At 71.7% G+C, this 17,418-nt stretch carries 13 protein-coding genes; 5 read left to right on the top strand and 8 right to left on the bottom strand.

Annotation, left to right across the window (positions count from 1 at the left end; all coding sequences use genetic code 11):
* Nucleotides 1-190 precede the first annotated feature (190 nt).
* Nucleotides 191-1,675 (top strand): sugar transferase, encoded by a 1,485-nt coding sequence (locus ACGFH9_RS25980; protein ID WP_393224052.1) that lies wholly within the window; start codon nt 191-193, stop codon nt 1,673-1,675.
* Nucleotides 1,676-1,685: 10 nt separating this feature from the next.
* Here ACGFH9_RS25980 and ACGFH9_RS25975 read toward each other — a convergent pair whose 3' ends face one another.
* Nucleotides 1,686-2,816, bottom strand: a complete 1,131-nt coding sequence (locus ACGFH9_RS25975; RefSeq protein WP_393224049.1) for a PP2C family protein-serine/threonine phosphatase — start codon at nt 2,814-2,816, stop codon at nt 1,686-1,688.
* Nucleotides 2,817-2,872: 56 nt separating this feature from the next.
* Here ACGFH9_RS25975 and ACGFH9_RS25970 point away from each other — a divergent pair, with 56 nt between their 5' ends.
* Nucleotides 2,873-3,538, top strand: coding sequence for a MarR family winged helix-turn-helix transcriptional regulator (locus ACGFH9_RS25970; protein WP_393224046.1), 666 nt, complete (start codon nt 2,873-2,875; stop codon nt 3,536-3,538).
* A 16-nt stretch (nt 3,539-3,554) separates the two neighbouring features.
* Here ACGFH9_RS25970 and ACGFH9_RS25965 read toward each other — a convergent pair whose 3' ends face one another.
* Together ACGFH9_RS25965 and ACGFH9_RS25960 are read right to left on the bottom strand one after the other, a co-directional pair.
* Nucleotides 3,555-5,228, bottom strand: a complete 1,674-nt coding sequence (locus ACGFH9_RS25965) for a SpoIIE family protein phosphatase (protein ID WP_393224043.1) — start codon at nt 5,226-5,228, stop codon at nt 3,555-3,557.
* A gap of 126 nt (nt 5,229-5,354) precedes the next feature.
* Nucleotides 5,355-6,593, bottom strand: coding sequence for an ROK family protein (locus ACGFH9_RS25960; protein ID WP_393224040.1), 1,239 nt, complete (start codon nt 6,591-6,593; stop codon nt 5,355-5,357).
* Nucleotides 6,594-6,671: 78 nt separating this feature from the next.
* Between ACGFH9_RS25960 and xylA the strand changes: the two genes are divergently transcribed.
* The 3 genes from xylA to ACGFH9_RS25945 all read left to right on the top strand — a co-directional run bounded on the left by xylA (nt 6,672) and on the right by ACGFH9_RS25945 (nt 10,812).
* The gene (gene xylA / locus ACGFH9_RS25955) at nt 6,672-7,859 is read left to right on the top strand and encodes a xylose isomerase (protein ID WP_393224037.1); all 1,188 of its coding nucleotides are present in this window, start codon (nt 6,672-6,674) and stop codon (nt 7,857-7,859) included.
* Nucleotides 7,860-7,868: 9 nt separating this feature from the next.
* Complete coding sequence (xylB, locus tag ACGFH9_RS25950) at nt 7,869-9,287, top strand: xylulokinase (RefSeq protein ID WP_393224034.1); 1,419 nt, start codon at nt 7,869-7,871, stop codon at nt 9,285-9,287.
* Nucleotides 9,288-9,378: 91 nt separating this feature from the next.
* Nucleotides 9,379-10,812 (top strand): MFS transporter, encoded by a 1,434-nt coding sequence (locus ACGFH9_RS25945; protein ID WP_393224031.1) that lies wholly within the window; start codon nt 9,379-9,381, stop codon nt 10,810-10,812.
* A 126-nt stretch (nt 10,813-10,938) separates the two neighbouring features.
* On the opposite strand, the gene ACGFH9_RS25940 is transcribed toward ACGFH9_RS25945, so the two are convergent.
* The 5 genes from ACGFH9_RS25940 to ACGFH9_RS25920 form a co-directional block, all read right to left on the bottom strand.
* Entirely contained in the window at nt 10,939-12,594 is a 1,656-nt protein-coding gene (locus ACGFH9_RS25940; protein ID WP_393224104.1) for a glycoside hydrolase family 13 protein, read from the bottom strand.
* A 33-nt stretch (nt 12,595-12,627) separates the two neighbouring features.
* Nucleotides 12,628-13,674, bottom strand: a complete 1,047-nt coding sequence (locus ACGFH9_RS25935; protein ID WP_393224028.1) for a LacI family DNA-binding transcriptional regulator — start codon at nt 13,672-13,674, stop codon at nt 12,628-12,630.
* 67 nt (nt 13,675-13,741) lie between these two features.
* Entirely contained in the window at nt 13,742-14,707 is a 966-nt protein-coding gene (locus tag ACGFH9_RS25930) for a carbohydrate ABC transporter permease (RefSeq protein WP_355241854.1), read from the bottom strand.
* 1 nt (nt 14,708) lies between these two features.
* Nucleotides 14,709-15,755, bottom strand: a complete 1,047-nt coding sequence (locus ACGFH9_RS25925; protein ID WP_393224024.1) for a carbohydrate ABC transporter permease — start codon at nt 15,753-15,755, stop codon at nt 14,709-14,711.
* A gap of 67 nt (nt 15,756-15,822) precedes the next feature.
* The gene (locus ACGFH9_RS25920; protein ID WP_393224021.1) at nt 15,823-17,169 is read right to left on the bottom strand and encodes an ABC transporter substrate-binding protein; all 1,347 of its coding nucleotides are present in this window, start codon (nt 17,167-17,169) and stop codon (nt 15,823-15,825) included.
* Nucleotides 17,170-17,418: the final 249 nt, after the last annotated feature.

Raw genomic sequence — 17,418 nt, 5'->3', positions numbered from 1 at the left:
CGCCGTACCGCCGAGCCGGTACGGCGGGTTTCTTTTATGGCTGCGGGATTGAGGAAAAGTGACGGCAATACGTCGGAAGCAATCGGCAGTCATAGTTGTCAGGGCAGGATGTCGACGTGTTCCGGCAATGTCGGTCCGCCTCTGGCCCGACCTGTCGGCCGGGGCCGTCCTGAGCAGAGTGGGAGGGCCGGTGACCGCGGCGACACTGTTGACCCCCGCCGACAGCTCGGCGACGTCAAAGGACCGTCCGAGCGGCCTGCTGGCCCGGGCCGACGAACGTTCCTACATTCGCGTCCTGGTGGTGCTGGACACCACCATCCTCATCATCGCGCTGTTCGTCGGCTACGTCGGGCGGTTCGGTGACGAGGAGCCGGTCGGTTCCAAGATCCCGTACGTGCTGGTGGCGCCCGGTCTGGTCCTGGCCTGGCTGATCTCCCTCAAGGCGCTCGGGTGCTACGACGACCGGGTGGTCGGCTACGGGGCGGACGAGTACCGGCGGGTCAGCTCGGCGAGCCTACGACTGGCCGGAGCGATCGCCATCGCCGGTTACATCGCCGACGTCGGCGTCTCCCGTGGCTTCCTCGGCATCTCCTTCGCGGTCGGCACCGTCGGGCTGGAGATGACCCGGTTCGCGGCGCGCAAACGCCTGCACCGGGCCCGTTCGAAGGGTGCCGGCTGGTCCCGTCGGGTGCTCGTCGTCGGCGACACCGCGCACGTCCTGGAACTGGTGCACACCCTGCGGCGCGAGCCGTACGCCGGCTACCAGGTGGTCGGCGCGTGCATCCCCGACGCGTTGCTCGCGCCGGTGGCGCAGCGGCTCGGCGACGTGCCGGTGATGGGGTCGTTCCGGGGCATCCCGGAGGCCGCGACCGCGATCGGCGCGGACACGGTGGCGGTGACCGCCTCCGGTGAGCTGACCGCGGCCCGACTGCGTCGGCTCGGCTGGCAGCTGGAGGGGACCGGCGTCGACCTCGTGGTGGCCCCCGCGCTCACCGACGTGGCGGGCCCGCGGATCCACACCCGCCCGGTCGCCGGGCTGCCCCTGATCCACGTCGAGGCACCCGAGTTCCGCGGCGCGCGCAAGTTGGTCAAGGGCTTCGTCGACCGGTCGATGTCGTCGATCGCCCTGGCGCTGCTCCTACCGCTGATCGCGGTCATCGCGTTGGCCATCAAACTGGACAGCCGGGGGCCGGTGTTGTTCCGGCAGGTCCGGGTGGGCCGGGGTGGGCAGGAGTTCGGGGTGTTCAAGTTCCGGACGATGGTGGTCAACGCCGACGCGCTGCTCGCCGAGTTGGCGATCCGCAACGAGACCGACGGCCTGATGTTCAAGATGCGTGACGACCCCCGGGTGACCCGGGTCGGTCGGCTGCTGCGCAAGTGGTCGCTGGACGAGCTGCCGCAGCTGGTCAACGTGCTGTTGGGGCAGATGAGCCTCGTCGGGCCGCGTCCGCCGCTGCCGTCCGAGGTGGCCCGCTACGACGGCGACGTGGCTCGGCGACTGCTGGTCAAGCCCGGCATGACCGGGTTGTGGCAGGTCAGTGGCCGGTCCGACCTGAGTTGGGAGGACGGCATCCGACTCGATCTCTACTACGTGGAGAACTGGTCGCTCGCCGCCGACCTCACCATTCTGTGGAAGACCGCCGGCGCGGTGCTGAACAGCCGCGGCGCCTACTGACCGGCACCGCTCAGAACTGCGGCCCGGTCCAGTCCAGGCAGACCACCACGGCGTCGTCGACCAGGTCGCCGGCCACGAAGGCGCGCAGGTCACCGAGCAGCGACCGGACGGCGTCCAGCGGTTCCATCGGGCCGGTCCGTCGCAGGAAACGGTCCAGCGCCGTCTCGCCGTAGCGCACGTTCCGCCCGGTGGCCTCCACGACGCCGTCGCTGACGACGAACAGCCGGTCGCCGCGTTCCAGCGTGAACGTCTGCTCGTGGTAGTCGGTCGCCTCGAACATGCCGAGCGGGAACTGCGCCTCCAGCGGCTGCTCGGTGACCTCGCCGCGGCGCAGGAGGACGAGCCGTGGCGAGCCGGCGTCCACCACCGTCATCGTCCCGGAGCGCAGGTCCAACTCCATCAGCAGCGCCGAGAGGTGCCGCTTGCCCCGGTACTCGTCGTAGACGGCCTGGTCGGCGAGGGCAGCCTGGTCGCCCAGACCGAGGCCGGCCCGGCGGGCGTTGCGCAGCGCGTGGGTGGCCAGCGACGTGAGCAGTGCTGCCGCGACACCCTCACCGCTGCCGTTGACCGTCGAGAGCCAGAGCCGTTCCCCGTCGTCGGACCAGTCGAAGCTGTCACCGCGCACGGCGTACGCCGGTTCGAGCTGCCCGGCCAGGCTGAACGACGTCCGGACCCGGCTGCGGCCGGGCAACAGGTCCCACTGCATCTCGGCGGCCAGCGTGAGCCGCTGACTGCGCCGCGCGACGCTGTAGACGTCGGTGCCGGGGGAGACGGCGGCCAGCTCGTGTGCGAGCGAGGTGGCGATGTCCGCCAGCTCGCCGAGCACCCCTGCGTCGTCGGCCACCGGCGCGAGCCGCAGGACGCCCCGGCGTTCGCCGCGCATGCTGACCGGCAACCAGGCGACGCCGTCGGCCACGATGGGTGACTGGTGGTCGAACGCGCGCCAGGCGGGGTGCCCCGCACCCCGGAGAGCGTCACCCTCGCTGAGCGGCAGCAGCTCCGCGAGGCGGTAGTCGACCTGGTACAGCTCGGTCTCGCTGATGCCGTACGCCTGGTCGAGGACCCGGCCGACACCACCCACGAGGCGGTCGGCGGGTGTCTCGTTCAGGGTGCGCCGTGCCCGATCGACCGGTTCGCTCATCAGGCCTCCTTGATCAGAGCTCGACCACCAGCGGTTCGGAGTAGTCTCGGGCCACCATGGCCGAACACAACGGTCCACCGGACCCTGCGACGAGTATGGCCGCCGCCCTGGACGCGGCGGCGGGTGCCCTGTTGGGCGTCTGGGACTCCGCCCGCGAGGCGACCGCCAGCCGAGTCTCCGGTGCCCAACTTCGGGCGGTGATGGTCGTGGAGCAGTATGACGGGATCAACCTACGCCGGCTCGCGACCCGACTGGACATGTTGCTGAGTTCCGCCAGCCGGCTGTGCGACCGGTTGGTCGCGGCCGGCATGCTGGAGCGCGAGCCGGGCCGCTTCGACCGGCGGGAGATCTCGCTGCACCTCACTCCCGAGGCCCGCCGGCTCCTCGCGGAGCTGCGCACCGACCGCCAGGAGCGGCTCGCCGCCGTGCTGGCGGCGATGACCCCGGCCGGCCGTGCCGCGCTGGTGAGCGGGGCGCGGGAGTTCGACGAGGTCGCGCGTCGGCAGCAGGCGCGGAGCACGCCGGACGACGACCGGCCGGGTGGGCGAGGGGACTGGCCGCACGACCCGGACCGGCCCGACGGGCCGGTGCGGGAATCGTCGAATCAGCCGGACCGGCCGACCCGACAGGTGTGGCAGAGCGGGCCGGCGGGTCCGGAGCGGACGACGGGTACGCCGCGCGAATGGCCGACCGGGGAACCGCCAGTGGCGCGGACCGCCTGAAGGTCCGGTACGCGGGTCAGCCTGGTGTCGACGCGCACATCGCCAGCATGGCGATGTCGTCGTGAGCCTGCCCGCCCACCCACTCGTCGACCACCTGGAGCAGCCTGTCGATCAGGGCGGCCGGCGGCAGACCGGCCGCCGCGGCGAGCGCGGCGCGCAGCCGGTGCTCACCGAACCTGTCCACGTGGGCCGGGCCGCCGTTCGCCTCAATCACCCCGTCGGTGTACGCGAGGAGCAGGTCGCCCGGGTCGAGGTGTACCCGCACCTCGGTGAACCGGGCGTCGGCCAGCGCGCCGACCGGCATCCCGCCGACCGGAACTCCGGCGACGGAACCCGCGGCGGTGACCAGCAGCGGCGCGGGGTGGCCGCCGCCGGCGATCCGCAGGTCCACCCCCGTCGGCCCGTGCTCCAGCGACCCGAGCAGCAGGGTGGTGAGCTGGCTGCGCCGTGCCGCGTCGGGCGCGTCGAACAGGGTGCGGTTGAGCAGCTCGATCAGCGCCAGCGGTCGCTGCTCGACGAGTCGTAGCGTCTGTAGCGACTGACGGACCCGGCCGGTCAGCACCGCCGCTCCGACGCCCCTACCGGACACGTCACCCAGCGCGAACAGCGCTCCCCGCGGCTGGGGGAACACCTCGTAGAAGTCCCCGCCGATGCGCATCGTGTCGCCTGCGGACCGGTAGCCGCCGGCCATCCGCACGCCCGGCACCGTCGGCAGGTCCGGCGGGAGCAGGCTGGTCTGCAACACCCGGGCCAGGTGGGCCTGCTCGCCGTACAGCTCGGCGGCGGCCAGCGCCGCGCCGGCCCGAGCGGCGAACTCGCGGGCCAGCTCGCGGTCGCGGGGGTCGAAGTCGGCCCGCCCGGCTCGGCGGACGAGCAGCAGGGCGCCGGCCGGCCCGCCGGGGCCGCGCATCGGGCTGACCAGCACCGCGCTCGGCCGGCCGAAGCCGGGCGGGAGCAGGACGGCCAGGTCGGTGACGTCGTCGGCGTCCAGCCCGGGTGTCGGCTCGGTGGGTTCGCCGTCGAGCGCCGCGCCCAGGCCGGGGACGAGGTCGGTCAGCTCCGGTCCGGCCACCCCGGTCACCGGGCCCGGCTCGTCGTCGGCGTACCGCGTGAAGCGAGGGCGCGGCTCGGCCGGCGCGGCGGAACGGAGCAGCGCCACGGCGGCATCGGCCAGGTACGGCACGGCGAGGGTCACGGTGGTACGGAGTGTCTGGTCCCGGTGCAGTGAGAGCCCGAGCCGGCTGCCGGCCTGGGCGAGGAAGGCCGTACGGGAGCGCTCGGCCAGCAGGGCGTCGGTGCGGGCGTGCTCCTCGGTGACGTCGCGGACGTACCAGGCGTACCGGTTGCCCGCGAGCTGCCGCCGGGCACCGTGCAGGTGGCGGCCGTGGTGCTCGGCCTCGAAGGCGCCGGTGCCGTCGTGTACGGCCCGGGCCAGCGCCACCACCGGGCACCGGGACAGCTCGACGCCCGTGACGATCTCCGGGAGCAGGGCTGCCGCCCGGGCGTTGACCAGGGTCACCCGGCCGGTCTCGTCGGTCGTCAGCACCGCCTCGGCGAGCCCGTCGAGCAGCTCGCGGGCCAATGGCGAGTCGGCCGACAGTGGGCTGCCGGCGTGGCAGGTCGGACGGCGCGACGCCGGCTCGTCACCGCCGACCGGCTCGGCGGTGCCGCCCCGTCGGGTCGTGGTCACCGCCCGACGCCGGCCCGCGTCCGACGACCTGTGCGCATGCTGCTCCTCGGCTCCTCACCTGCCGGTCGTTGCTCGATGGCAAGCGTACCGAGGCGCACCGACACGACCGGAGGCCGTCGCCCCCGGTCAGCCGGCGCGACCCAGCCAACCGGCGGGGCGGGCGACGATCCGCCGTACCACCGAGCCGGCCGCGCCCACGGCGGCGGCCTCCGGCCCGAGGGTCGAGGGGCGGACCGAGACCGGCGACCAGGCGGCGGTGAGTACCCGGGCCCCGATCTCGGCGAGCACCGGCGGGCAGAGCCAGGGGGCCAGCGGGGCGTACCCGCCGCCGAGGACCACGGTGTCCAGGTCCAGCAGGTTCACCACACTGGCGACCGCCACCCCGAGGGCCGTGCCGGCGTCGTGCAGCGCGCGCAGCGCGTCCGGGTCACCGGCCTCGGCCAGCTCGGCCAGCCGGGCGGTGGCGGTGTCGGCGGGAAGCTCGGCCCGCACCAGCCCGGCGGCGGTGACGATCGCCTCCTGGCCGGCGTACTGCTCCAGGCAGCCGCGCCCTCCGCAGCGGCAGGGCCGCCCCTGCGGATGCACGGGGAAGTGCCCGATCTCGCCACTCCAGCCGCGTACGCCGCGGAACAGCGCGCCGTCCAGGACGATCCCCGCGCCGATGCCGACCTCGCCGGAGATGTGCAGGAAGCTGGCCGGGCCGGGTGGCCGGGAGTGCAGCTCGCCGAGCGCCGCGAGGTTTGCCTCGTTGTCCACCACCAGCGCCGGTACGCCCGGCACCTGGTCGGTCAGGGCCGGGTGCGCGCTGAGCAGCTGGGGCACCGGCACGTCCCGCCAGCCGAGGTTCGGCGCGAGCCGGACCTGCCCGGAGTCGTCGATCAGGCCGGGTACGGCGAGCGCGGCCCCGGCGAGGGTGAGGCCCTGTCGGGCCGCGTCGGCGCGGGCGTGCCCGGCGAGGTCGACGAGTCGGGCCAGGGCGTCCTCGGGCGCGACGGGGCGCAGGTCGGCCCGGTGCACGGTGCGGTGGCGGACCTGACCGGCGAGGTCGACGACGCACACCGTCAGATAGTCGACGTTGACCTCGAGACCGAGCCCGGCCGGACCCGTGTCGGCGAGGACGAGTCCACGCGCCGGACGGCCGGCCCCGGCCCGGGGCGCCGGATCGGCCTCGCTGACCAGTTGGCCCGCGAGCAGGTCCTCGACGACCGCGGAGACGGTGGCCCGGGTGAGGCCGGTGGCCGTGGCCAGGTCGGCCCGGGACGGGGGACGGTCGGCGGCGGCGATCCGGCCGAGGACCAGGGCGAGGTTGAGCTCGCGCAGGCTTCCCTGACGGGCCGCGCCGGCCGGGGCGTGGGTGGGGCTCACCCCTTGACACTGCCATAGGGCGGGCAAATAATTCAATCGCTGAACAAATACCTGACACCACCATCCCGGAGGTCACCCATGGCACCTCGTCCCACCCCCGCCGACAAGTTCTCCTTCGGGCTCTGGACCGTGGGCTGGCAGGCCCGCGACCCGTTCGGCGACGCGACCCGTCCCGAGCTGGACGCCGTCGAGGCCGTGCACCGCCTCGCCGAGCTGGGCGCGTACGGCATCACCTTCCACGACGACGACCTGATCCCGTTCGGCGCGGACGCCGCGACCCGCGACCAGCACATCGCGCGGTTCCGCAAGGCCCTCGACGAGACCGGCCTGGTGGTGCCCATGGTCACCACCAACCTCTTCACCCACCCGATCTTCAAGGACGGCGGCTTCACCAGCAACGACCGCGAGGTCCGCCGCTTCGCCCTGCGCAAGGTGCTGCGCCAGGTCGACCTGGCCGCCGAGCTGGGCGCGAGCACCTTCGTCATGTGGGGTGGCCGCGAGGGTTCCGAGTACGACCTCGCCAAGGACGTCCACGCCGCCCTGGACCGGTACCGCGAGGCCGTCAACCTGCTCACCCAGTACTCCATCGACAAGGGCTACAACCTGCGCTTCGCGTTGGAGCCCAAGCCCAACGAGCCGCGCGGCGACATCCTGCTGCCCACCATCGGGCACGCGCTCGGCTTCATCTCCCAGTTGGAGCACCCGGAGTTGGTCGGCCTCAACCCGGAGGTCGGGCACGAGCAGATGGCCGGGCTCAACTACGCCCACGGCATCGCCCAGGCGCTCTGGCAGGGCAAGCTCTTCCACCTGGACCTCAACGGCCAGCGTGGCATCAAGTACGACCAGGACCTGGTCTTCGGTCACGGTGACCTGATGAACGCGTTCGCCCTGGTGGACCTCCTGGAGAACGGCGGCCCGAACGGCGGGCCGACCTACGACGGTCCCCGGCACTTCGACTACAAGCCCTCGCGTACCGAGGACATGGACGGTGTCTGGGCGTCGGCCGCGGCCAACATGAGCACCTACCTGCTGCTCAAGGAGCGCGCGGCGGCGTTCCGCGCCGACCCGGAGGTCGTCGAGGCGCTGGCCGCCAGCAAGGTCGGCGAGCTGAGCACGCCGACGCTCGGCGACGGCGAGGGCTACGAGGAGTTCCTCGCCGACCGGTCCGCGTTCGAGGACGTCGACGTCGACGCGGTGGCCGCCCGGGGCTTCGGCTTCGTCCGGCTCAACCAGCTCGCCGTCGAGCACCTGCTCGGCGCCCGCTGAGGCCCCGCCATGCCGCTGGTCGCGGGCGTTGACTCGTCCACACAGTCCTGCAAGGTGGTCATCCGGGACGCGGAGACCGGCGCCCTGCTCCGGCAGGGCCGGGCGCCGCACCCGGACGGCACCGAGGTCGACCCGGAAGCCTGGTGGAAGGCGCTGCGCAGCGCCGTCGACGAGGCCGGTGGGTTGGCCGACGTCGCCGCGGTATCGGTCGCCGGCCAGCAGCACGGCATGGTCTGCCTCGACGAGGCGGGCCGGGTGGTCCGTCCGGCCCTGCTGTGGAACGACACCCGCTCCGCCGACGCCGCCGCCGACCTCGTCGAGGAGGCCGGCGGCGGCGAGGCCGGGCGTCGCTTCTGGGCCGACGCCACCGGCAGTGTGCCGGTGGCGAGCTTCACCATCACCAAGCTGCGCTGGCTGGCCCGTCACGAGCCGGAGCAGGCCGCCCGGGTGGCCGCCGTGTGCCTGCCGCACGACTGGCTGACCTGGCGGCTGGCCGGCGCGCCCGGTCTGTCGGCGCTGCGGACCGACCGGGGTGACGCCAGCGGCACCGGCTACTGGTCCCCGGCCACCGGCTCCTACCGCCCGGACCTGCTGGAACGGGCTTTCGGTCGGCAGCTCGTGGTGCCCGAGGTGCTGGGCCCGGCCGAGTCGGCCGGCCGGCTGAGCGACGACCTGGGCAGCGCGGTGCTGGGCGCGGGCACGGGCGACAACGCCGCCGCCGCGTTCGGCGTCGGCGCCGGGCCCGGCGACGTGGTCGTCTCGATCGGCACGTCCGGCACGGTGTTCAGCGTGGCCGACGTGCCGGCGGCCGACGACAGCGGTGCGGTGGCCGGCTTCGCCGACGCGTCCGGCCGCTTCCTGCCGCTGGTCTGCACGCTCAACGCCGCGCGCGTGCTGGACGCCGCCGCCACGATGCTCGGCGTCGACCTGGACGCGCTCGCCGAGCTGGCCCTCTCCGCACCCGCCGGAGCGGACGGGCTGGTCATGGTGCCCTACCTGGAGGGTGAGCGCACGCCCAACCGTCCGCTGGCCACCGGCGCGGTGCACGGCCTGACCCTGCGCACCTCGACCCCCGCGCACCTGGCCCGGGCCGCTGTGGAGGGCATGCTCTGCGCCCTCGCCGACGGTCTGGACGCGCTGACCGCGCAGGGTGCCACCGTCCGCCGGGTCATCCTGGTCGGCGGTGGGGCACGGTCGGCAGCGGTCCGCCGCATCGCACCGCAGGTCTTCGGCTGCCCGGTCGTCGTCCCACCCGCCGGGGAGTACGTCGCCGACGGGGCCGCCCGCCAGGCCGCCTGGGTCGCCCTGGTCGGTGCGACGGCACCGCAGTGGGAGGTCAAGGGCACCGAGGAGTACGCGGCGGAGCCCGTCCCCGCCGTCCGTGAGCAGTACGCCGCAGCCAGCGGACTGGTGCTCGACCGGCGCTGAGCGTCGGATCGACCGGGTGGGCGTCGGTCAACGGTGATCGACGTCCACCCGCGTGCCAACCGGCTCGGCCGAGTCTGATTGGCTGCTGGTCATGACGGTGACCAGTGGCGGGCGGGAGCAACGCTCGCACGGCCGGGGCGGCGGCCCGGTGCACCGGCTGTACAGCGTCGTGGTGTTCGTGGTGCTCGCCTCACTGGACAACGTGGCGATCGGGCTCGTCCCCCCGCTGTACGGGCCGATCGCCCGGACGTTCGACGTCTCGGCCGGGCTGCTGGGCCTGGTCACCGCCGTCAGTTTCCTGGTCAGCGCGGTCGCGGCGGTCGGCTGGGCGTACGTCGGCGACCGCAGCGACCGCAAGCCCCTGCTCATGGTGGGCACGCTGCTCTGGGCGGCGGGCACCGGCGGCAGCGCGCTCGCCGGCGGGTACCTCACGTTCCTGGCCACCCAACTCGTCGCGGCGATCGGCCTCGGCGCGGTGGGCTCGGTCGGCTTTTCGGTGGTCACCGACCTGATCTCACCGGCCCGGCGCGGGCTGGTGATGAGTTTCTGGGGGCTCTCCCAGGGTGTCGGTACGCTCGCCGGCACGCTTGTCGGCGGGCTGCTCGGGGCGACCGACTGGCGGCGGCCGTTCCTGCTGCTGACCGGGGTGGGCGTCGCCGCGACCCTGGCGTACCTGTTCACCTACGACGTCCGACGCGGTCAGAGCCAGCCGGAGCTGGCTGGCGCGCTGGACGCCGGGGCCGAGTACGACTACCGCATCAGCCGGGCCGATCTGCCACGCATCCTGGACCGGCGGACCAACCGGTGGCTGATCCTGCAGGGTCTGACCGCGCAGGCCGCCTTCGGCTCGCTGGTGTGGCTGCCGAGGCTCTTCGCCGAGCGGGCCGAGGCCCAGGGCTACTCCGAGTCCACGGCGGTGGTGGTCGGCAGCGTGTTCGCCACCCTGTTCCAGTTCGGCGGTGTGCTGTCCATCGTGGGTGGCCTGACCGGCGACGCGGTGCAGCGGCGTACCCCTCGGGGTCGGGCCCTGGTCGCGGCGGTCGGCATCCTCGCCGCGCTGCCGTTCTACCTGGTGTTGTTCTTCGTGCCGGTGACCATCGACGTGCCGGACGGCGCGGGCGGCGGCGCGGTCGTCGGCGCGGTGCTGGCCAGCGTGATCACCGAGCCGTCGGTCGGGCTGAGCCTGCTCACCGCCGTGGTGGCGCTCGCGTTGACCTCGGCCAACTCGCCGAACTGGTTCGCGCTGATCGCCGACGTGAACCCGCCGGAGCACAGGGGGAGCGTCTACAGCCTCGGCAACCTGGTCAACGGGGTCGGTCGCGCGGCCGGCAACGGGCTGGTCGGGGTGGCCTTCCAAGCGCTGCGAACGGCATTCCCTCCACCACTGAACTTCGCCGTCGGGCTGGCCGCGTTCCAACTCTTCTTCATCCCGACGGGCGTCATGTACTGGCTCGCGTCCCGCAGCTCACCAACGGACATCAAGAACGTGCACGGCCTCCTGGAAACCCGCGCCAAGCATCTCTGACCCAAACCCCCTTCCCACCCCCACCCCCACCCCGCGATCTTGCACTTTCTGTCGCGACAAAGCGCCCATACCGGTTCATCTCGGCGACAGAAAGTGCAAGATCGGCGCTGTTGCGGTGGGTGTGGGTCAGCTGCGCAGCCAGACTGTCACGTCGGTGGGGATCGCAATCCCGGTCAGGGGTGCGCTGGTGGCTAGTACCTCGGCGTTGGGCGGGAGCGGCACGGGGGCGTCGCCGAAGTTGGTCAGCACGGTCAGCTCGCCGTTGCGGAACACCAACGTCTCGTCATCGGAGGACAGCCACTCGAGCGTGCCCCGGCCCAGACCGTGGGCACGGCGCAGCCGCAGCGCCTCGCGGTACAGCTCGTACGTCGAGCCGGGCACGTCGCGCTGCCGGTCCAGCGCGTACTCCGCCCAGGACGGCGGCTGCGGCAGCCAGCTCGCGTCGGTGGGCCCGAAGCCGTACGACGGGGCGTCGGCCTCCCACGGGATCGGCACCCGGCAGCCGTCGCGGCCCCGCTGGGTGTGCCCGCTGCGTGCCCAGGTCGGGTCCTGTCGGGCCTCGTCCGGCATCGTGGTGTGCTCGGGCAGGCCCAGCTCCTCGCCCTGGTAGAGGTACGCGGAGCCGGGCAGGGCGAGCATCAGCAGGGTGGCCGCCCGGGCCCGGCGCAGACCGAGCGCGGCGTCCGGCTGCGGGTCACCGATGCCGATGCCGTTGGGCCGGCCGCCACCGATCGCCAGACCGAGCCGGGAGGCGTGCCGCACCACGTCGTGGTTCGACAGCACCCAGGTCGTCGGCGCGCCGACCGAGTCGGTCGCCTCCAGGGACCGGGTGATCACCGCGTACTGGGCCGGAGCGGTCCACGCGGCGAGCAGGTACTCGAAGTTGAACGCCTGGTGCATCTCGTCCGGGCGGACGTAGCGGGCCAGCCGCTCGGCCGGCTCCACCCACGCCTCGGCGACCAGTACCCGTTCGCCCGGGTAGCTGTCCAGGACCTGCCGCCACTGCCGGTAGATCTCGTGCACGCCCTCCTGGTCCCACATCGGCGGCCGTGGCTTGTCGATCTCGTTGCCGGAGAGGATCTCCTGGGGCTCCTGCCAGTCGGGCAGGTTGGCCTGCTTGATGAGGCCGTGCGCGACGTCGACCCGGAACCCGTCCACCCCGCGGTCCAGCCAGAACCGCAGGACGTCCAGGAACTCCTCGTGTACCTCCGGGTTGTCCCAGTTGAGGTCCGGCTGGCCGGTGTCGAACAGGTGCAGGTACCACTGGCCGGGCTGCCCGTCCGGATCGACCGTCCGGGTCCAGGCCGGGCCCCCGAAGACGCTCTGCCAGTCGTTCGGCGGCTGGTCCCCGGCCGGGCCGAGGCCGTCCCGGAAGATGTACCGGGACCGCGGGAGGCTGCCCGGGCTGGCGGCCAGCGCCTCCTGGAACCAGCGGTGCGCCGACGAGGTGTGGTTGGGCACCAGGTCGACGATCACCCGCAGGCCGCGGGAGCGGGCCTCGGTGAGGAGCTTGTCCGCGTCGGCGAGGGTGCCGAACAGTGGGTCGACGTTCCGGTAGTCGGCCACGTCGTACCCCGCGTCGGCCTGCGGGGACGGATAGAAGGGGGACAGCCACACCGCGTCCACCCCCAGCTCGACCAGGTGGTCGAGACGGGCGGTGATGCCCGGCAGGTCGCCGACCCCGTCGCCGTCGGAGTCGGCGAACGAGCGTGGGTAGATCTGGTAGATGGCGGCCTCGGTCCACCAGCCGGTGGGGGTCTGCTGAGTCGGGTCGGTGTTCAGGGTCGTCTCCCGTGTCGTGCCGTGGTTGATGTGTCAGTGTGCCCGGGGCGGTGCGGTGGACTCCCGGACGACCAGCCGAGTGGGCAGGATCACTGGCGAGTCGCCGTCGGCGGTGCGTTGACCGACGACCGGACCCAGGTTGCGGTCCGCGAGCGGATCGAGCAGCATCCGGGCGGCCAGGCGCCCCTGCTCCGCGGCGGGCTGCGCGATGGTGCTCAGCCCCAGCACGCCGGCGAGGTCGTGGTCGTCGATGCCGACCACGCTGACGTCCTGCGGTACGCGCAGCCCGGCATCGCGCAGGGCCGTCATCGCGCCCATCGCCATCTCGTCGCACGCGGCGACGATCGCCGTCGGCGGCTCACCGCGCGCCAGTAGCTCGGCGGCGGCCCGGTTGCCGCCGTCGATCGTGAACGACGACTCGACGTCCAGGCCCGGGTCGGGTCGCAGGCCGGCGGCCCGCAGCTCGGCCTGGTAGCCCCTGCGTCGGTCGAGGTGGGTGGTGTACGCCAGCTCGTCGTCGGGGTCCCCGGAGATGTGCGCGATCCGGTGGTGGCCGAGGTCGATCAGGTGACGGGTGGCCATCCGCGCGGCGGCCACGTCGTCGATCCGTACGCAGGGCCAGTTGGGCACCCTGCTTCCGGAGCTGATGGTCACCCCGGGCAGGTCCAGGGCGGCCAGCGCGGTCCGGTCGGACGGGCGCAGCGGCGTGGCGACCAGCATGATGGCGTCGACCCGCTTGTGCAGGTTGGCGGTGCGCAGCACCCGCTGGCGGATCTGCTCCCGACCGCCGAGGTTGTAGAGCAGGAGGTCGTAGCCGGAGTGGTGGAGGTACTCCTCGACGGCCTCGACGACGGTGCTGAAGAACCAGCGGGTGATCCGGGGTACCACCACCGCGACCGTGCCGGTGCGACCACCGGCCAGTCGGGACGCGCTCGGCGAGACGGCGTAGTCCAACTGCTCGGCGGCAGCGAGTACGCGGCGTCGGGTGGCGGCCGAGACCGTCGGCAGCCCGCGCAGCGCCCGCGAGACGGTGGCCGTCGAGACCCCGGCCAGCCGGGCGACATCATCTATCCTCGTCATGGTTCCCCCGCTCGGTACCCATTGCCCGCCGCCGCCCTCAGGGGCCGGGCGGCGGCGGGCAGGCGGGTCAGCCCTTGACGCTGCCGGCGAGCAGACCTCGCACGAAGAAGCGTTGCAGGGACAGGAATACGACGAGCGGTACAACGATCGAGACGAACGCGCCAGCGGTGAGCCGTTGCCACTCGTTGCCCCGCGTGCCGGCCATCTCGGCGAGCCGGACCGTGAGCGGGGCGGTTTCGTTGCCGCCACCGGCGAAGATCAGCGCGACCAGCAGGTCGTTCCAGACCCAGAGGAACTGGAAGATGCCGAACGCGGCCAGCGCCGGGGTGATCAGCGGCAACACGATGGTGCGGAAGATCTTCGGGTGGGTGGCCCCGTCGACCCGGGCCGCCTCCATCAGGTCTCCGGGGAGCTGCGAGATGAAGTTGTGCAGCAGGAAGACCGCGAACGGAAGCGCGAAACAGGTGTGCGCGAACCACACCTGGGCGAACTTCTGTTCGTCGACCAGGCCCCAGGCCGGCATCAGGGTGACGCCGCCGAGGGTGACGCCGGTGGAGAAGAACTTCAGTAGCGGCACCAGGGCCATCTGCAGGGGAACGATCTGCAACGCGAAGATCGCGATGTAGAGCCAGTCCCGCCCGCGGAAGTTGATCCACGCCAGCGCGTACGCGGCGAGGGACGCAAAGGCCAGCGGGAAGAGCACCGACGGGATGGTGATCGCCAGCGAGTTGATGAAGTAGCTGGCGAGCTGCCCCGACGACGCCGACCGCCCGAAGAGGACCTGCTGGTAGTTCTCGAGGGTGAACTGCGGGTTGGTGAACGCCGTCCACCAGCCGGTCGTCTTGATCTCGTCTTCCGGCCGGAGGGAGGAGATCAGCAGGCCGAAGGTCGGAATCGTCCAGACGACCGCGATGACGATCGAGACGAGCGTCGCCGTACGGCTGTTCAACCGCTTGCGAACCCGCCTGGCGGTGGACGTGGCGTCGGCGGTCTTCTGGGTGCCGGCGGCGACGGTGGGCGTTGCGGTCGTCATCTCAGCCCTCCCGCTGCTGACGGAGGTTGCGGATCTGGTAGATCACGACCGGGATGACCAGGATGAAGAGGAACACCGCGAGCGCGGAACCCTGCCCGTTCTGGCCGTACCGGAAGGCCTGGTTGTACATCTCGCTGGCGATCACGCTCGTGTCGTAGTTGCCGTTGGTCGAGGTCCGGACGATGTCGAAGACCTTGAGCGTGGCGATCGTGAGCGTCACCACCACGACGATCAGTGCCGGCCGGATGCTCGGCATGGTGATCTGCCAGAACATCTGCCATGGGCTGACACCGTCGAGCCGGGCGGCTTCGACGATGTCACCGGGGATGGCCTTGATAGCGGCGGAGAGCACCACCATGGCGAAGCCGGCCTGGATCCAGACCATGATGACGATCAGCAGCAGCGTGTTCAGGGGTGATTCGAGCAGCCACTGCTTCGGCTCACCGCCCAGGCTGACGACGATCTGGTTGAGCAGACCGATCTGGTCGCCCTCGCCGCGGTACGCGTAGACGAACTTCCAGATGATGCTGGCGCCGACGAACGAGATGGCCATCGGTAGGAAGATCAGTGACTTGGCGACCGCCTCGAAGCGGGCCTTGTCCACCAGCACGGCGTAGATGAGGCCGAAGGCGGTTGCCACCAGCGGGACCAGGAGCACCCAGACCAGGGTGTTGATCAGGACCCGGAGCATCGAGCTGTCGGAGAACATCCAGCCGTAGTTGCGCAGCCCGACCCATTCGGTGCTGCCCCCGTTCATCAGGGAGAGCAGCATGGTGCGGATGGCCGGCACGACAAGACCGATGGCGAGCAGCAGCAGCGTCGGCAGCAGGAAGAACAGCGCGAAGAGCCCTTCTCGCTGCTTGGGGCGCCGGGTCAGTGGCGTGCCACTGACCGAGGCGGCGACGAGCTGAGCTTCCCGCCGTCGGGCGAACCAGGCCGGTACGACATCGAGCAGCAGGAGCAGACCGCCCACCACCAGCACGAAAGCGACCAGCCCGTACATCAGCATGAGGAGCTTCGGCTGCTCATCGGTGAAGTCGAACTCCATCAACCCTCCTTCTTGGGTCCAGATCGGCCGGTGGCCCGGCTCGCGGACGCGAACCGGGCCACCGTGATCACTTCGGCCAGCTGCTCTCGATGCCCTGGAGCACCGGGGCGGTCTGCTTGCCGTTCAGCCAGTCGACCATGCCCTTCCAGAACGTCCCCGCGCCGACGGCGGCCGGCATCAGGTCGGATCCGTCGAAGCGGAAGGTGCCCGTCTTGTCCTGGAGGATCTCGACGGAGAGCTTGTCGATCGGGCTGGCCACGTTGGCGATGTCCAGCTTGTTGTTCGCCGTGACCCAGTTACCGAGCTTCGCGCGGCTGTTCACGTACTCGGCGGAGGCGAGGTAGGTCTGCACCGCCTGCACCTCGGGACGGTCGGCGTACGCGACGACGAACTCGCCAGCGCCGAGGACCGGCTTGCCCTTGGCGGGGTCGATGGCCGGGAAGTAGAACGCGAACGCGTCACCGTCCGGGGCCACCTTGGTGCCCTCGGGGAACTGGTTGGCGTAGAACGACGCCTGCCGGTGCATGGCGCACTTGCCGGTGGTCACCGGCAGACCGGCCTCACCGAAGGCGGTGGTGGTGATGCTCTTGACCCCGCCGAAGCCGCCGTTGACGTACTTCTCGTTCTTGAGGATGCTGCCGGCGCGGTCGACCGCGTCGACGATCCTCGGGTCGTTGAAGGGGATGGCGTGGGTGGTCCACTGGTCGTAGACCTCGGGGCCCTGCGTCCGCAGGATCACGTCCTCGATCCAGTCGGTGGCCGGCCAGCCGGTGGCGTCACCGGACTCGACGCCCACGCACCACGGCTTCATGCCGCTGGCGGCGATCTTGTCGCTCAGCGCGATGAGCTGGTCCCAGGTGGTCGGAACCTCCCAGCCCTTCTCCTTGAAGGTCTTGGGCGAGTACCAGACGAAGGACTTCACGTTCGCGCCGAGCGGCACGCCGTAGAGCGTCCCGTTGACGGTGCCGTACTTCAGCCAGTCGGCCGGCATGTTCTGCTCGGCCAGGGCCTTGGTGTCGGCGCTGAGGGACTTCAGCTTGCCGGCGTCCGCGAACCGCTTCACGAGGCCCGGCTGGGGCACGAAGGCGATGTCGGGGGCGTTGCCGCCGTCGACCCGGACGGGGAGCTGCGCCTCGAACTCGGCGCTGCCCTCGTAGGCGATCTCGATGCCGGTGCAGTCGGTGAACTGCGACCAGGACCGCTCCAGCAGGTCGGCCTCGGCGTCACGGATCGACGCGTAGATGGAGACCTTCTTGCCGTCGTGGCCCTGGTACTTCTCGTACGGGGCGCACTCCGCGGAGCCCGCCTTGTCGCTCTTCTTGTCATTGCCGGTACCGCAAGCGGTGGCGCTGAGCGCCAGCCCGAGTACACCGGCGATCACGAAGGCCTGGCGTGGTCTGGTAAAGACCGCCATGCCGTCCTCCTTCCTAGCCGGCGTGGTCTCGCTGACGACCCGCGCCGGTCCGATTGGGCGTGCACACATGTAAGCGCTTGCATCGGGTCTGGTCCACCCCCTGCCAGACACGAGCGAGTAACAATCCGGAAACCTTCGAGTTGCCTGGTGGGCGCGCTACAGGGACAGGCTGGGGACTCTTTCGAAGATTGACGATATCTGTCAGGCTAGGGCCACCTCATCGAAGGTTTTCGACATAGGAGGAGCTGT

Source organism: Micromonospora sp. NPDC049102 (genome assembly GCF_043197485.1).
Classification (GTDB): domain Bacteria; phylum Actinomycetota; class Actinomycetes; order Mycobacteriales; family Micromonosporaceae; genus Micromonospora.
This window is presented reverse-complemented; position numbering and strand designations above follow the sequence as displayed.

Excerpts from the sequence above, each read along its gene's own strand:
- ACGFH9_RS25975 (WP_393224049.1), bottom strand. The coding sequence starts at position 2,816 with ATGAGCGAACCGGTCGATCGGGCACGGCGCACCCTGAACGAGACACCC.
- ACGFH9_RS25970 (WP_393224046.1), top strand. The coding sequence starts at position 2,873 with ATGGCCGAACACAACGGTCCACCGGACCCTGCGACGAGTATGGCCGCC.
- xylA (WP_393224037.1), top strand. The coding sequence starts at position 6,672 with ATGGCACCTCGTCCCACCCCCGCCGACAAGTTCTCCTTCGGGCTCTGG.
- xylB (WP_393224034.1), top strand. The coding sequence starts at position 7,869 with ATGCCGCTGGTCGCGGGCGTTGACTCGTCCACACAGTCCTGCAAGGTG.
- ACGFH9_RS25945 (WP_393224031.1), top strand. The coding sequence starts at position 9,379 with ATGACGGTGACCAGTGGCGGGCGGGAGCAACGCTCGCACGGCCGGGGC.
- ACGFH9_RS25935 (WP_393224028.1), bottom strand. The coding sequence starts at position 13,674 with ATGACGAGGATAGATGATGTCGCCCGGCTGGCCGGGGTCTCGACGGCC.
- ACGFH9_RS25930 (WP_355241854.1), bottom strand. The coding sequence starts at position 14,707 with ATGACGACCGCAACGCCCACCGTCGCCGCCGGCACCCAGAAGACCGCC.
- ACGFH9_RS25925 (WP_393224024.1), bottom strand. The coding sequence starts at position 15,755 with ATGGAGTTCGACTTCACCGATGAGCAGCCGAAGCTCCTCATGCTGATG.
- ACGFH9_RS25920 (WP_393224021.1), bottom strand. The coding sequence starts at position 17,169 with ATGGCGGTCTTTACCAGACCACGCCAGGCCTTCGTGATCGCCGGTGTA.